The organism is Prochlorococcus sp. MIT2309, assembly GCF_059772305.1.
In genome coordinates this window covers 219311-234737 of sequence record NZ_CM186282.1, presented here as the reverse complement: position 1 = coordinate 234737, position 15427 = coordinate 219311, and the positions used below count along the sequence as shown (strand labels likewise).

14 protein-coding genes and 1 tRNA gene are annotated in these 15427 nt (G+C 34.3%); 10 read left to right on the top strand and 5 right to left on the bottom strand.

All coding sequences use genetic code 11. The annotated features are described in order from the left end of the window. Position 1 precedes the first annotated feature (1 nt). A complete protein-coding gene (gene carB, locus AC6EJA_RS01220) occupies positions 2-3313 on the bottom strand; it encodes a carbamoyl-phosphate synthase large subunit (RefSeq protein ID WP_498503521.1) in 3312 nt (1103 codons plus the stop codon). A gap of 117 nt (positions 3314-3430) precedes the next feature. Between carB and AC6EJA_RS01215 the strand changes: the two genes are divergently transcribed. From AC6EJA_RS01215 to AC6EJA_RS01195, 5 genes are all read left to right on the top strand, one after another. Next, positions 3431-4066: a DUF3318 domain-containing protein gene (locus tag AC6EJA_RS01215; protein WP_498502714.1), complete on the top strand. Its 636-nt coding sequence runs from the start codon at positions 3431-3433 to the stop codon at positions 4064-4066. After that, positions 4059-4412 carry a ribosome silencing factor gene (rsfS, locus tag AC6EJA_RS01210; RefSeq protein ID WP_498502713.1) on the top strand — a complete coding sequence of 118 codons (354 nt, stop codon included), beginning with the start codon at positions 4059-4061 and terminating at the stop codon, positions 4410-4412. Before AC6EJA_RS01215 ends, rsfS begins: the two co-directional genes overlap by 8 nt. 2 nt (positions 4413-4414) lie before the next feature. After that, positions 4415-4921 (top strand): CGLD27 family protein, encoded by a 507-nt coding sequence (locus AC6EJA_RS01205; RefSeq protein WP_498502712.1) that lies wholly within the window; start codon positions 4415-4417, stop codon positions 4919-4921. A gap of 14 nt (positions 4922-4935) precedes the next feature. After that, positions 4936-5895, top strand: coding sequence for an asparaginase (locus AC6EJA_RS01200; RefSeq protein WP_498503520.1), 960 nt, complete (start codon positions 4936-4938; stop codon positions 5893-5895). A 36-nt stretch (positions 5896-5931) separates the two neighbouring features. Further along, positions 5932-6008: transfer RNA gene (locus AC6EJA_RS01195), tRNA-Met, on the top strand. Between the two features lie 810 nt (positions 6009-6818). Here the strand turns inward: AC6EJA_RS01195 and AC6EJA_RS01190 are convergent. Continuing rightward, positions 6819-6959 (bottom strand): hypothetical protein, encoded by a 141-nt coding sequence (locus AC6EJA_RS01190; RefSeq protein ID WP_498502711.1) that lies wholly within the window; start codon positions 6957-6959, stop codon positions 6819-6821. Between the two features lie 320 nt (positions 6960-7279). Between AC6EJA_RS01190 and AC6EJA_RS01185 the strand changes: the two genes are divergently transcribed. Continuing rightward, entirely contained in the window at positions 7280-8614 is a 1335-nt protein-coding gene (locus AC6EJA_RS01185) for a Rieske 2Fe-2S domain-containing protein (RefSeq protein WP_498502710.1), read from the top strand. Positions 8615-8640: 26 nt separating this feature from the next. Beyond that, positions 8641-9429: an ABC transporter ATP-binding protein gene (locus AC6EJA_RS01180; protein WP_498502709.1), complete on the top strand. Its 789-nt coding sequence runs from the start codon at positions 8641-8643 to the stop codon at positions 9427-9429. Between the two features lie 214 nt (positions 9430-9643). Here the strand turns inward: AC6EJA_RS01180 and AC6EJA_RS01175 are convergent, their stop codons facing one another. Continuing rightward, positions 9644-10372 carry an AhpC/TSA family protein gene (locus AC6EJA_RS01175; protein WP_498502708.1) on the bottom strand — a complete coding sequence of 243 codons (729 nt, stop codon included), beginning with the start codon at positions 10370-10372 and terminating at the stop codon, positions 9644-9646. Positions 10373-10622: 250 nt separating this feature from the next. Here AC6EJA_RS01175 and AC6EJA_RS01170 point away from each other — a divergent pair, with 250 nt between their 5' ends. Together AC6EJA_RS01170 and AC6EJA_RS01165 are read left to right on the top strand one after the other, a co-directional pair. After that, positions 10623-11681 (top strand): chlorophyll a/b binding light-harvesting protein, encoded by a 1059-nt coding sequence (locus AC6EJA_RS01170; protein WP_498502706.1) that lies wholly within the window; start codon positions 10623-10625, stop codon positions 11679-11681. A gap of 271 nt (positions 11682-11952) precedes the next feature. After that, positions 11953-12543, top strand: a complete 591-nt coding sequence (locus AC6EJA_RS01165; protein WP_498502705.1) for a Crp/Fnr family transcriptional regulator — start codon at positions 11953-11955, stop codon at positions 12541-12543. A 309-nt stretch (positions 12544-12852) separates the two neighbouring features. Here AC6EJA_RS01165 and AC6EJA_RS01160 read toward each other — a convergent pair whose 3' ends face one another. Both AC6EJA_RS01160 and AC6EJA_RS01155 read right to left on the bottom strand, forming a co-directional pair. After that, positions 12853-13404, bottom strand: coding sequence for a ferritin (locus AC6EJA_RS01160; RefSeq protein WP_498502703.1), 552 nt, complete (start codon positions 13402-13404; stop codon positions 12853-12855). A gap of 124 nt (positions 13405-13528) precedes the next feature. Continuing rightward, positions 13529-14596 (bottom strand): ABC transporter ATP-binding protein, encoded by a 1068-nt coding sequence (locus AC6EJA_RS01155; RefSeq protein ID WP_498502701.1) that lies wholly within the window; start codon positions 14594-14596, stop codon positions 13529-13531. Between the two features lie 142 nt (positions 14597-14738). On the opposite strand from AC6EJA_RS01155, the gene nth reads away from it, so the two are divergent. Next, a complete protein-coding gene (gene nth, locus AC6EJA_RS01150) occupies positions 14739-15392 on the top strand; it encodes an endonuclease III (protein WP_498502699.1) in 654 nt (217 codons plus the stop codon). Positions 15393-15427 lie beyond the last annotated feature (35 nt).

Below are 15427 nucleotides of genomic sequence, written 5' to 3'. Positions count from 1 at the left end.
TTTAGTTCGTAGCGAATAAATCTTGCAATGCTCTTACAGAGAATTCTTCATTTTGAAGAGATGTAATCCCCTCTACGGCTGCGCGAGCACCTGCAAGCGTCGTGAGAGTAGGGACAGAGTAATCAAGTGCTGCTCTTCTTAGGTATTTATCATCATGAACGGCCTGCCTGCCAATTGGAGTATTGATAACCATTTGAACTTGATGAGAACGAATTAAATCCTCAATATTTGGCCGGCCCTCATGTACTTTTAAAACTGTTTGGACCTTTATATCATTTTTTTTAAGGGCTTTTGCAGTTCCAGAAGTGGCAATAAGTCCAAATCCTAAATCAACAAGTTTTTTTGCTATTGGTACAAGAGATAATTTGTCTCGATCGTGAGTTGATAAAAAGACAACTCCAGAAGTTGGTAAGGCATCTCCAGCTGCTATTTCAGATTTTGCATAGGCCATTCCAAAATTAATAGAGGTACCCATAACTTCACCAGTAGAGCGCATCTCAGGGCCTAAAACTGTATCTGTGCCAGGAAATCTCCTAAATGGGAGGACTGCCTCTTTAATGGCCTGAAGAGGGGGAATTGGCTCATTGACAAAATCAAGTTCATGTAATGTTTTTCCAGACATAAGACTCGTAGCAATTTTTGCTATGGGAATTCCTGTTGCTTTTGAAACAAATGGAACAGTCCTAGATGCTCTTGGATTAGCTTCAATAATAAAAACTTTTTCTTCTCCATTATTATTTTTTTGGACAGCAAATTGAATATTAATTAAACCAATCACATCTAGTGCATTCGATATTGACTCGGTCCATTTTCTAATAAGGGATTTTGATTGAGAACTTAATGAAACTGAAGGCAAGCAACAGGCCGAGTCTCCGGAGTGAATTCCTGCCGGCTCAATATGCTCCATTAATCCAGCAATAACAACATTGCCATCTTTATCACATAAAGCATCAACATCTACCTCAACTGCATTCTCAAGATATTGATCAATTAAAACAGGGTGATCGGGCTCTACATTAACTGCTTTATAAATATAGTTTCTTAATTCTTTTTCACTATATACAATTTCCATAGCTCTACCCCCAAGAACATAAGAAGGGCGAACAACAAGAGGATATGAAATTTTATTTGCAACATTAATTGCTTCTTCTGGAGTCCGGGCTATTCCATTTTCTGGCTGTCTTATATTTAATTTGTTGAGAATAATATTAAATTGTTCTCTATCCTCTGCTTTATCTATTGATAATGGTGATGTGCCAAAGATGACACTATTAGTTTTTAGCCCTTCAGATGTTTTTAACCATTGATAAATTTTTACTGATAATTTGAGAGGGGTTTGTCCACCAAACTGAACAATCAAGCCTGTTGGATTCTCAAGTTCAATAATATTAAGAATATCCTCTAAAAATAATGGTTCGAAATATAAAACATCGCTTGTATCATAATCAGTGGATACGGTCTCAGGATTACTATTTACCATTATTGTTGAAAAACCATCTTTTTGAGACTGAAATGATGCATGGCAACAACAATAATCAAATTCAATACCTTGACCAATTCTATTAGGTCCACCCCCTAAAATCATTATTTTTTTTGATTCATTTATTTGCCTTTCTGTTGATTCTAGCTTTATTAGATTGCCCCTAGAATCTATTTGTTTTGGATTATTTTCATAAGTAGAATAATGATATGGAGTTGAAGAGAGAAATTCAGCAGCACATGTATCAACTGTTTTATAAACCGGTTTAATGTTTAATTTATGCCTAAGTTTTCTGACATCAAATTCAGAACTTTTCGTAGACCATGCAATCTGTTTATCTGAAAATCCATGTTGTTTTAATTCAAATAACTCAGATGATGTTATCTCTGAAAGAGAATTCTTTGAATTAAGTTTGTTCTCTAAGTCTGTAATGTTTCGTAGTTTTGCTAAAAACCACTTATCTATGTTGGAAATAGAATTTATCTCTTGATCTGATTTACCTATCTTCATTGCACTTCGAATTGCAAGAATCCGGTCTGGAGATGGAACTCTCAAAAGACTGTCAATCTCATGCGGTTTGATATCTAAATCATTTCCATCGCATCCCCATCCAGACAAGCCAGTTTCCAATGATCTAAGGGCTTTTTGAAAGGATTCTTCAAAACTTCTTCCTATCGCCATCGTCTCACCAACGGACTTCATAGAGGTATTTAAAACAGAGGAACTGCCAGAAAATTTTTCAAAAGCAAATCTTGGGATTTTTGTTACCACATAATCAATTGTTGGTTCAAAACAAGCGGGGGTTTTACCAGTTATGTCATTAACAATTTCATCAAGATTGTAACCAACGGCTAGTAATGCAGCAATTTTTGCTATGGGAAAACCTGTAGCTTTACTTGCCAGGGCAGAAGATCTACTGACTCTTGGATTCATCTCTATTACAACTATCTCTCCATTTTTTGGGTTAACAGCAAATTGAATATTACTTCCACCAGTCGCTACACCGATCTCTCTAATTATATCAATGGATTGATCTCTCAATAATTGATATTCTTTATCAGTTAATGTTTGTGCAGGAGCCACAGTAATTGAGTCACCTGTGTGAACTCCCATTGGATCAAAATTTTCGATACTGCAAATAATCACTACATTATCTGCGCTATCTCGCATTACTTCTAATTCAAATTCCTTCCATCCAATTAACGATTTCTCAATCAATATTTGAGAAACGGGACTTGCCTCAATTCCGTCCTTGCATATCGATAAATATTCTTCTTCGTTATACGCAATGCCTCCTCCACTACCACCAAGAGTAAAAGCTGGTCGAATAATTCGAGGAAATGATTTAATTTGTTCACCAACAATTTTTGAATCTTCCAGATTTGAAGCAATACCAGAAGGGCAAACTTTTACCCTTATTTTCTCCATCGCATCTTTGAAAAGTTGTCTATCTTCAGCCTTTTTTATTGAGTTTAAATCAGCTCCAATTAACTCGATATTGTGTTTTTCCAATGTTCCATCTTCAGCAAGAGAAACAGCTATGTTTAATGCTGTTTGCCCCCCCATAGTTGGCAACAGAGCGTCAGGTTCTTCTTTTTCAATTATTGATCTAACAAAATCAGCATTTAGTGGCTCTATGTAAGTTCGGTTAGCTAGTTCAGGGTCAGTCATAATTGAGGCTGGATTTGAATTAATCAAAACAACCTCATACCCCTCTGCTCTGAGTGCTTTACATGCCTGTGTGCCCGAATAATCAAATTCACAGGCTTGTCCAATCACTATTGGACCGGATCCAAGAATCAGTATTCGACGAATATCATTACGCCGCATAATTTTTAGTTCGAGACACCATTAAAATGTTTAGCTATGAGTATCTGATTTTCATCAGCTCACAGTAGGGAGCACCTACAATGACACACTAGCTAGATTTGTACTATAGAAAGCAATGTTATGAGCGAACTCCAGCGCCTAAAAGGGTTGCTTCCACCAGAAAACCAAAGCTGGGTGTTCGTGGAGGCTGCTGCGGCAATCGACCCTCCATTAATCACACTCGAAGAGATAGGCCGTGACGAAGTAGAAATTCAGGTTGACCTTGAACAATGGGAATTTCTTGCTCAGGACCACAGAAATTTACTTTTTTGGCATGAAGTTGGACGTATACAAAACGACACAATACCCAGAGATGGTTGGGAAATGGCAGCTTTAGCGATTGGATTAGGCGGGGCAATAGGTGAACTATGGGTACAAGATGGTTTGTTGCTTCTGATGGCAATGGGATTATCTGGATTTGCTGGGTACAGACTTTATTTAAAAAATAATTCAGAAAAAAGACTTGTAGATGCAATCTCAGCTGATGAAAGAGCAATTGATATTGCCTGTAGGTTTGGATATAGCGTTCCAAATGCATATAAAAGTCTTGGTGGTGCCTTGAAAGATTTAATAGAAAAATCAAGAAAGAAAAAAAGAAGGACTTTCTACGAGGATCGCTTAGAAGCTCTTAGAAAGAGTGCTGAAAAAGCAAGGGCAGAGATGGCTGAACAAGAAGGATCAAGAACATCTGTATCGAGCGAAAATGTTTATGGATAGCAAGAAAATCGCTGAAATTGCTGTAGAGGCATGTGAGGATAAAAAAGCCATCAATATTAACTTGATAAGAATCGAAAAGGTTTCTTCTATTTCTGATTGGATTTTAATAACTAATGGGCTCTCTGACGTACAAGTAAGAGCAATTATAAAATCAGTAGAATTTAACTTAAGAGAAAAAGCAAACATTTTACCTCTTAGAAAGGAAGGCATCAACGAAGCAAAATGGGCATTATTAGATTATGGAGACATAATAGTTAATGTTTTCCAACCGCAAGAGAGAATTTTTTACAATCTTGAAGGATTCTGGAGTAACGGTGAAAATTTAAAATTAAGTAATACAAATTAATAATGGAAAACAATATATGTCCAGTCCCTATAGATCAAATACCAATTCAAGAATATGAGAAATTATCCAAATCTATATTTTTTAATTGGCCAGTTTTAGGAAAAATTTATTTATTTAAGAAGCTTGTACTTAGCTGGTTTATCTCATTGCCAATTATTCTAACAATTAGCACTGGAAGCAATGAATTAGTAAAAAATCCTCTGAGATTAGTTTTGGTTAGTGTAGCCTGGTCTTTGTTCATACCGATTATTTTAATTACCAGGCACTTGCTAAGTTGGGATTACGTTTATAAGAGGCTTAGGTCTGAAAATATAGAATATGAGGAGTCAGGTTGGTACGATGGTCAAACATGGGAAAAGACAATAGAAATGAGAGAAAAAGATCTTTTAACTGCTCAACATGATATCAAACCTATCATACAATTATTGAAAAAATCAATAATAATTGCCAGTAGTTTATTTATCCTTGTATTTGGCATGTCTGAAATCCTTTCAATAACATTTAGATAAATAATAAAGTGAATATAATTAATAAAATAAAACCAATTAAGGTTCTTTTAAAAAGAGGTTCATCTACTGAATCTGTTCATAATGCTCATGCTGTTGTTTGTGACATAAAAGGTAGAAAACTTATGGGTTGTGGAAACTCAGGTTTTGAAACATTTATACGTTCATCATTAAAACCCTTTCAAGCACTTCCTTTTATTACAAGCGGAGCATTAGAAAAATTAAAAATCGGGGATAAAGCTTTAGCAATTGCATGCAGCTCCCATCAGGGAAGCTCACAACAGGCAAGAGAGGCTTTCAAAATCATTTGGACATCGGTGAATGAAGTAAAAGATCTACAATGCCCAATTCCAAAGGGTCGAGTAAGCAAACTTCAACATAATTGCTCAGGTAAACACGCTGCATTTCTTGCTACTTGTAGAAAAATGGATTGGCCTATTTCTACTTATTTATCCAAAAATCATCCCATTCAAAAGGAAATTTGCAGAAGAATTGGAGAAATACTTGAAATACCCCCAGAGGAACTTATTGCAGCCAGAGATGATTGTGGTGCTCCTACCTTCCTTCTGGAAATAAATCAAATGGCACATCTCTACGCGAGCCTGTGTGGATCTAACAATCCAGATTTCGAACAGATAGTAAGAGCAATGATCAAACATCCTTCGCTTATCTCAGGAGAGGGAGGATTTGACACTGAATTAATGAAAAGATCTCATGGTCAAATCATCAGTAAGGGAGGCTCTGAAGGAGTGCAATGCATTGGAAGAGTAGGGGAAGGACTGGGGCTTGCCATAAAAGTTGAAGACGGATCAAAAAGAGCTAAACATGCCGTAGCAATTCACTTACTCAAACAGCTTGAATGGGTCACTCCAACTGGTCTTAAAGAAGTTGAGGAAAGTGTGTTTCGATTAAGCCCTGGTGTTGAATTGGAAGTAATCGGGGGCTTAAATTTTCAAGAAAACGAAATACAAGCCTAGATAATATGCAGTAAACATGTATCCTTAATAAGTCGTCGCGGGGTAGAGCAGTCTGGTAGCTCGTCGGGCTCATAACCCGAAGGTCGGGAGTTCAAATCTCCCCCCCGCCACCAATTAAAACAATTTAAGTAAATTTATAAAGTAACTTTTTTCATATTGTCTTCAATTCTTTTGTAAAGTAGTTAGGTTATTAAGCTATGAGCACTGTAAATATTATTAAAATATTAAGACATAAATAAAGTCATTCCCAATTTAGGATTGATACATAAATCCAAGGATATTGAGAATATACAGAATACATAAAGGAGATTTTTTTTCTAAATGTAAATTATTATATTTATTTTTAAATTCAAAATTAATAATTTTAATTATAAATAATCATAATGGTAATTGTTTATTCTCTAGGGTGTATTTTAAAAGATGTCCATTTCAAAGCTTATTGTACAATCTCATAATTCTGAAAAACAATAACTTCGGTCAAAGCTTTCAATTAGTTTAGTTTGATATCGGTTACTCTAATAAGTAAAAGATCCTTAAAAGATCAATATTTACTTGCGAATGCAGGTATAGATAATTAAAAATAAAAGTTCTTACAATTTATATTTTAATAAAAATAAACTAACAAATTTCTCTCTATATCATTACCATGTTTTTACAGAAAATAAAATCACAAAATAATCTAAATAACTAATCAGTCAATTTTTTAACTTCTAATTTGCTATTTTTTTCAGAAAATTCCATGTTTCGTATTAGATTAAATTTTTCCTGATGTTATTTATAAATTGTGATCAAGAAACTAATTACTGTATCCAATCAATAATTGAAAGATTCTCATAAAAATTAGTAAAATATAAAGTTTATTATGAAGATTCAGAAAAAACCTGCCAATCGATAAGGCTTGCTGAGATATTTAGCATTTATACCTATTGCAAATGCAATCTCATGGATGCATTTTTAATGTAAATCATTAAAAGAATGAGTCCACTCCCAGAACTAGTAAAAGCAACCCCATCAGGAGGAACTATCCACAAATATAGTCTTACGGGTGGGAAAAGTAATTTCATGAGATTCCTCGGATGCTATATGGGCTCTTGCAAATTCTGTAATGATATTGAAGAAGCAGACGCATACGTAAAAAGCCAGGAAAGCCAGGTTTTCGTAAAATAACCAAGCTTCTATACACTAAAAGCTTAAATAAAATTTAACTCTATATCTCTCCATACATTTTGTAATACCTTTAGTAACGTTGTGATAAAAGTGCTTGTATAAAAAAACCAGTCAATGCTAGATATGAATATGCCACAAAAAGTAATCCACTAACACACACCTGGTTTTTTTATCTTATTTTAATGGACCAGCTTGCTGTTAAAGCAGGATTAATTTTATGAGTACAGAAGGATTTAAAAAATTAGACAAAGTAAAGTTTGCTAATAAAGCTACTTTGAATACTGAATTGAATGAAAATAAATCATTAAAAATAAAAAAAGAGACTTCTAAAAGACCATCCAACCAACTAAAAGGCTCATTACTTGGTTGGTACTCAGTTTTAAGCAGTGATTCTCTTTCAAATAGTCAATTATATTCCTTTACAATGTTTAATGAACCTCTTGTGATCTACAAAGACAAGGAGGGAAAAGTTAAGTGTATTAAAGATCTATGTCCACACAGAGGTGCGTCATTCATTCAAGGTCAAATAATAGAGGGGGAACTAGTCTGCCCTTATCACGGAGCAAGATTTTCACCAAATGGCGAATGTACGAATATTGACAGAATTACATGCAACCACATAGTTGACACAAACTACGATAACTATGCAAAAAAAATTCACCTATACCAATATCCATGTATTGAAAGAGCTGGTTATATTTATATCTATTACACAGGGACCGCAAAAACAAACCTAGATGAATTCACAATAAATTCAAAATTAGAAGAAGCTCTACCAGAAACCTACGGTTTTGATATTCCTGACTATAAATATGAAGAAGTTACAGTAGATTTTAAATGTGATTGGTCTCGAATTATAGAGAATCATCTTGATATCCTACATATTTTTTGGGTACATGGTGATACAATTCCAGATAAAGACGTAAGCAAAAATGTTATTACAAGTTTTGATCAAGAAATCATAAGAGATGAATATCAAATAGAAAGCAAATACAACCATAAAGATAAGGCTAAGGGAGAGTTCATTACAATAAAATTTATTCCACCAGGAAGAGTAATAATTTATAAAGGCACACCTAATACAGCACGTTATGTTCAAGTACTTGATCACATACCTCTTGCAAAAAATAAAGCAAGGGTAATAGTTAGGCATTATAGGAAATTTCTTAAGAATAAGATTTTTAATAAAATAATTCTCTTTAAGCAGTTACAACAAAGAATATTTTATAAAGTCTTTAAAGAGGATTATATGATACTTAGGACACAAACCTTTAATCAGCAAATGGGGTATATAGAAAAAGATAATGTTAAACTACTTGGAGAGGATAAAATGGTTCAATATTATTGGGACTGGTTGCAAAATGCCCTAAATAAAGATAAGCCATGGGAATTACATCCAACAACAAAAGATACCAATACGATTCATGATGATATAGGTATGCTATATCCACCTGAAAATCCAATTTTAGCTGACAAAAATATAAAATCAATTCGTTTCAACCTAATATTGAGAGCTTTAATACCTGTGGGTATAGTTTTATTGATAATATAAATTTTTTAAAGATTTAGAATAGAATTTTGGATCAAAAAAAATGGTTAGAAATAAAAAATCTTTCTGTTACAAGGAATAATAATTTTCTCATTAAAAATATTAATCTGGAATTGTTCACAAATGAGATAGTTACTATCTTAGGACCAAATGGTTCTGGCAAGTCAACTCTGCTGAAATTAATTACGAGAAGTATTCATCCAATAGTTAAGAAAGATGCAACTATAAAAATATTTGGACGTGAGAAAATAAATATATGGGACCTTCGAAGAAAAATATCTATTGTAAGTGATGAAATTAATTTAAGAATAAAAAAACATTTAACAGTAAATGAAATAATAATGTCGGCTTTATATGGAACAGTTGGATATTCAAATAAATTAACTCCATCTAGACAAGATCTAGAGAAACTAGATAATCATTTAAAGCTATTTAATATTAGTTCAATTGCCAAAAAAAAATATTCTGAACTTTCAGATGGTAAAAAACGCATAGTATTAATTTCGAGAGCTTTAATAATAAAACCAGAGATCTTAATTCTTGATGAACCAACTATAAACCTAGATTTAAAATCATATTTTGAGTTGTACGAATTTTTGAATAAATTGTATTATAATGGAACAACTATAGTAATGGCAACAAATAAATTAGAGAGTATTTTAAAGAATACTACAAGATTGATCTTTATAAAAAATGGAGAGATAATAGATAATGGAAAACCAGAAGAATTATTAAAAACAACAAAGATAAACCAATTATTCAACACGAATCTTGAATTAATTAATATTAAAGGTAACTTGAGATTAATTCCCAAATAAATCTAAGTGAATAAAATTATAATTATGAAAACAATTAAAAATATTAAAAGATATTTTACCCTTTTATTTTCAAAGACATTAATATGGGAATTATTATAAAAGGAATTATCGCTTGGTCTTCCACATTTTCTGCAAATAAGTTTTCCAGCTAGAGCCCGATCTGATATCAAACCATAACCTCCACAAAAGCGACATCTATTATTCATCAAATTAATTAAATAACATTATGCAATTTTAAAAATTTTAAAGGCTCTTCCATTGTTTCAGAATAATTGAGTAAACTTTGTGGAAAAAATTTATAAATCAGTTCATTTTCTGCATTGAATAAAAATGTACCTCCTCGCTGGGGAAGAAAATTAGTGTTTCCAACATATATTCTCCAACTTCCAATTATTTCCACCATGTTTATTAGCCTGAAAGTTGCCAGCTCAAAAGGAGCTAAATTATTTTTATGATTAAAGTTTCTAAATAATTGTCCTTTAAATTTGGGCAAAATACCAATTTTTATTGTCTTATCATTTGAAAAAATTGGTTTGGCCTTTCTATCACCAAGATAACCTCTGAAAACTTCCTTCAAAGTTCCAGGTGAATTAATACCTGCACACATAAGTAAAAGATTTAGAAGTCCTCCGCAATAAAATTTATTTCCGTCATTTAAACCCAATGAATTGTGAATTTTGTTGTCCTCTACGGAGTTAATAAAAATTTCAGGAAAACCAGTGAAATCAGAAAATCTTTTCTTAGAGTCCTTGCCTCCAATACCAATAATTCGAATACTTACGCCATTAATTTCTAGCAAATCAAAATGTTCAGCAAGAACCTGTGCATATTCAAAGCTATCGAAATCAGCAAATGAACCCACAAGAACTACTAGCTTGAAACCTTTTTTATGAAAATCTTTTTTGCAATTAATATTATTCTCAAGACATTTAAGGTAATTCATTCTTGATTGTTATTTTCTTAAATTTCATTGTCTCAGATTGGAGTTTAGCAATAATTATTATCGATTTTTTTTAACTTGTGAGTTCCTTACCAGAACAAGGAACAAAACAAAGTGATTTGTAACAACATTTCAAGTAACAGATGTAGCTTGAAATATGTACAAAACCTACAAATTTAATAAGCATTGTGAAGGTATCTCGTACTTCCGTAACTATGAAATATCCTCATAAGGCCCTTTTACGTTCTTTCTCGTGCAGACCTACGGGAATCCTAGCGTTACCTATGACTGGTACGCGGGTAATTCAGGAACGGCCAACCGCTCAGGAAAATTTATCGCTGCGCATGCTGCCCATGCTGGCTTGATGATGTTCTGGGCAGGTGCGTTCACACTTTTTGAGCTAGCTCGTTACGACGCTTCTGTCCCCATGGGGAATCAGAATCTAATTTGCTTGCCTCACCTTGCAACTCTTGGAATTGGTGGAATCGAAAACGGTGTCATCACTGAGCCATACGGTTGCACAGTAATTGCTGTTCTTCATCTAATTTTTTCTGGCGTTCTAGGTGCCGGAGGAATCCTTCACTCAACAAGATATGACGGGGACCTCGGTAACTATCCAGCTGGAAGCCGTCCCAAAAAGTTTGACTTTGAATGGGATGACCCTGACAGATTGACATTCATTCTTGGACATCACCTAATTTTCTTGGGTCTTGCCAACGTTCAATTTGTTGAGTGGGCTCGAATTCATGGAATTTGGGATAGCGCTCAGGGTGTTACTAGAACTGTTCAGTACAACCTTGACTTAGGAATGGTTTGGAACCATCAAGCTGATTTTCTCCAAATAACAAGCTTGGAGGATGTCATGGGTGGCCATGCTTTCCTTGCCTTCTTCTTGATGATTGGTGGAGTTTTCCACATAATCACTAAGCAATTTGGTGAATACACCGAATTCAAAGGAAAAGGACTTCTATCCGCAGAAGCAGTTCTCTCATACTCCCTAGCAGGCGTGGGCTACATGGCCATCGTTGCTGCTTTCTGGAGTTCCACAAACACAACTGTTTATCCAACTGAGTTCTTTGGGGACGTCCTAAAGCTCCAGTTTGATTTTGCTCCCTATTTCATTGACACTGATTCATCGCTAGCAGCAGACGCTCATACAGCGCGTGCATGGTTGGCTAATGTTCATTTCTATCTTGGCTTCTTCTTCATCCAGGGACACCTCTGGCATGCTCTCAGAGCCATGGGATTTGACTTCAAACGTGTTGGTAAGGCGTTCGACAACATGGAGAACGCTAAAATCACTGGAAATTAAGCAATTAATTTTTCCAAATCACAAGAAAAAGCCCCGTTTTTCGGGGCTTTTTTTTTTCCTTATCACAAACAGAACGCAAAACAATAACAACCGATCAATAAAATGTTGAATTACTTACATAAAAGACCCATAATCGTATATTTTGCTACTAAAAGTTGAATCATCTAGACAAATAGTCTCAACAAACTTATTGTTATTGAGAATCGCTTGCAAAAAGACCCTCTCAATGTGTAAGTTATCAACAGTTAACAAGCTCTAACAGGCTGAGTAAATGAGCTTCCGCTTCCTAACTGACACATCATCTGCTGTAAGGATGGCGACGGGACAGTCCGTTCTTATAGATCCCTCAGCACGTTCAGGGAATGCTTGCCTAGAAGTTATTGAAGGCATTGCGAGGGTTTACTGCCCATGTGAGGAAACTGAGGGAATGACGCTTGCATTCCTTCAAGCTGGAGATCAACTAAGAACAGACAGATTGTGCAGTGAAGGTGTCTGTGTAGAGGCTTTAACATCACTTTGCTTCAGAAGTGATGCAGAAATAAATGAAACTGGTGGATTTGATGCTGTAAATGAATGGACACTTCAACTACTACGAATAAGACATTTAGGCAATGCTGAACAAAGATTGCAAGCACTATTTGCTTTACTCGTAAATCGACTGGGTAGACGCTGTGGAAATTGGTGTCAGCTACCTTTCCGATTGACTCACGAGAGAATAGGTGAGCTTATTGGCTCCACTAGAGTTACATCAACCAGGTTGATTTCTCGCCTGAGATCTGCAAATTTATTAGTAGCGCCATCTGGAGAGCAGACCTTAAGCCTTGCTCCAACCTTTATAGAATCATCTCCTTTAACAGCATAATGATTGAGTCACTTCCATACTCAGATTCTATTATCGCTAATCTTTGTGCTGAGCTCGATTTTATAAATAATCGGATTAACTATATTCATAATGCATTAAAAACCTCCAAAAACGCATCACTAATTAACCGTTTAAAAAATGAGCTTTATAGTCATAATTTGAGAAGAAATAGAATAAATAAAATTTCAAAGACAATAATTGATAGCAGTAATTCATTAACTTTGTCTATGCAATTTCTTCAAGAAATCCTAGTTAGGTCCTACAAAAACGCAAATAATGTTAAAAATTTCAACTGAGCCGAGCCAATCATCATCGGTCAAGCAACTCTTTGTCGATAATGAATAATGCGGAAGGGTTATCAGCAGCTAATTTAATTTTACCAATTAAGTAAGCAAACTCATCCTCTGATTTTATTTGATCTTCTATTACTGGATCTAAAAAAACATTTGTTCGCGTGTCATTAGCTCTTTCTGCAAGTGAATAAAGTTGTTGCACTGAGGTTGTTACATCAGCTTCCATTTGAAATGACTCAGTAACAACATCAAGGGCGGATGCAAAGTTCAATTTAGGAGCTGGAAGCTTGTCTAAACTGACAGATTGACCTCTCGCAATCAAATATTTTGAGAAATTACTGGCGTGTTCTTGTTCATCCTTAGATTCATGCTCGAAGAATTTTGAAAACCCGCGTAGTTCTCTTTCTGCAAACCATAATGCTTGAGCGAAGTATTGGGCGCTTGCTAACCTTTCAATAGTGATGTGCTCAGAGAATGCCTCGAGTATTGCTTCATCCATAGGATGGGCAATTGCTCGTCCCGAGGGGCCTTTCAAAAGGTCGATAGAGCGCTGAGTTAATTGGTCCATCTGATTTAATCCACTAAAGAGAGGCTTACGCCTGTATTAAATGATACATCAAATCATATAAAATGGTGCAATTTAGCTAAATATTTCAATCGAGAGTGAGTCTCATTAACCTTAAGTAAAAAATTTAATTAACCCAACATCTATCAACACCAGGAAAAAGTAAGATTTCCTGTTTATCTAAAAAAGAAACCTTGCATGGTTGTCCAATTTTCAAGCCTAGGCCATTATTATGCTTTACTCGCAGAAAGGTTTCATTAACTTTTACAGTGACAATCCATTGATTATTTAGATATTCCAATGATCTAATAACACAATTTGGTGACTCTGAAGTTTCAATCTTTATATTAAAGATATCGAACATAATATACTCGTAATTCTTTTTCATTAAATCCTCTTTTTTAATCGGTATCAAAGTACCAATTTGAGTAAAAATTTCTTGATCTATTATTTCCAAAGGTAGTAAATTTTTCTGAAAAAGAAATTCTCCAATAAATGAATTTGTAGGAGAATTGATGAGTTCATTTGTCGTACCACATTGACAAAGTTCACCTTTGTTAATTACTGCAACTCTGTCACAAATAGCTAGAGCCTCATGGGAATCATGGGTAACAAAAATACCAGTAGCAGAACAAGTTTTTAAAACGCTGGAAAGCTCGTTCCTAAGTCTAATGCGAACTGTTAAATCAAGACTATTGAATGGTTCGTCAAGAAGAATGATAGAGGTGCCAGGTGCAAGAGCTCTTGCAAGAGCCAATCGTTGTTTTTGCCCACCAGAAAGTTCATGAGGATAACGATCCTTAAAATCCTGAAGCCCAAGTAATTCAAGAAGCCATATTGCTCTATTTTTATCATTTGCTCTTGAAAGGCCAAAGCACACATTTTTCCAGGCGTTCAAATGAGGAAAAAGAGCATAATCCTGGAAAACCATTCCAACATCTCTTTTTTCAGGAGGCACGACCTTAATTGGAGCTGAGATTTCTCTCCCATTAAGTGAAATACTTCCCTGCGAAGGTTTTTCTAATCCTGCAATAAGCCTGAGCAAAGTGGTTTTACCACACCCTGAGGGGCCTACAAGGCCTAAAAGTTCACCTCCTCTTACGGATATATTTATTGATTTCAAAGTAAACTTATCTGCATTTCTTGATCCATATTTATGCCAAAGATCTTTTATGACTAGATGATTATCTCCCACAAGAGTTATACTGAATGTAATTTATTATTATAGGATTCTAAAGAACACATATTAAAATAAAATTATAATTTAAACATCATAAATCAATGAGTGTAACTTATTATACTTATGAGAACACCTTAATACAGTTTTGAAATTAAAAATGAAGAAAAGTGAGAGAGCTATTCTAATAATAAAACGATTAGAAGAACTTTATCCAAAAACCCCAATTCCTTTAAACCACATAAATGATTTTACATTCCTAATAGCTGTATTACTTAGTGCTCAAACAACGGATAAAAAAGTAAATGAAGTATCTAAGGATTTATTCCAAAAGGCTCCAAATCCAAGAAAAATGATTGAGCTTGGTCAATCAACAATATATAATCATATTAAACAACTTGGTCTAGCCAAAACAAAAGCTAATAATGTTTATAAACTATCTAAAATTATTTATACAAAATTTGATTCAATAGTTCCATCAAGTTTTGAAGATTTAGAATCATTGCCTGGAGTTGGTCACAAAACAGCAAGTGTTGTGATGGCTCAAGCCTTTGATGTACCTACATTCCCCGTTGATACCCATATTCATAGATTAGCTCAAAGATGGGAGTTAACTAGAGGAGAAAATGTAAAGCAAACAGAAAAAGATTTAAAAAATATTTTTCCAAAATCAAAATGGAACAAGCTTCATTTACAAATAATTTTTTATGGTAGAGAATACTGTACTGCGAGAGGCTGCAATGGGAAAATTTGTTTTTTATGTCGGGAACTTTTTCCTAATAGAAAAAAACCCAAAATATGTAAAAAAGCATAGTGCACAAATAAATTATTTTAAAAATAATGCAATTA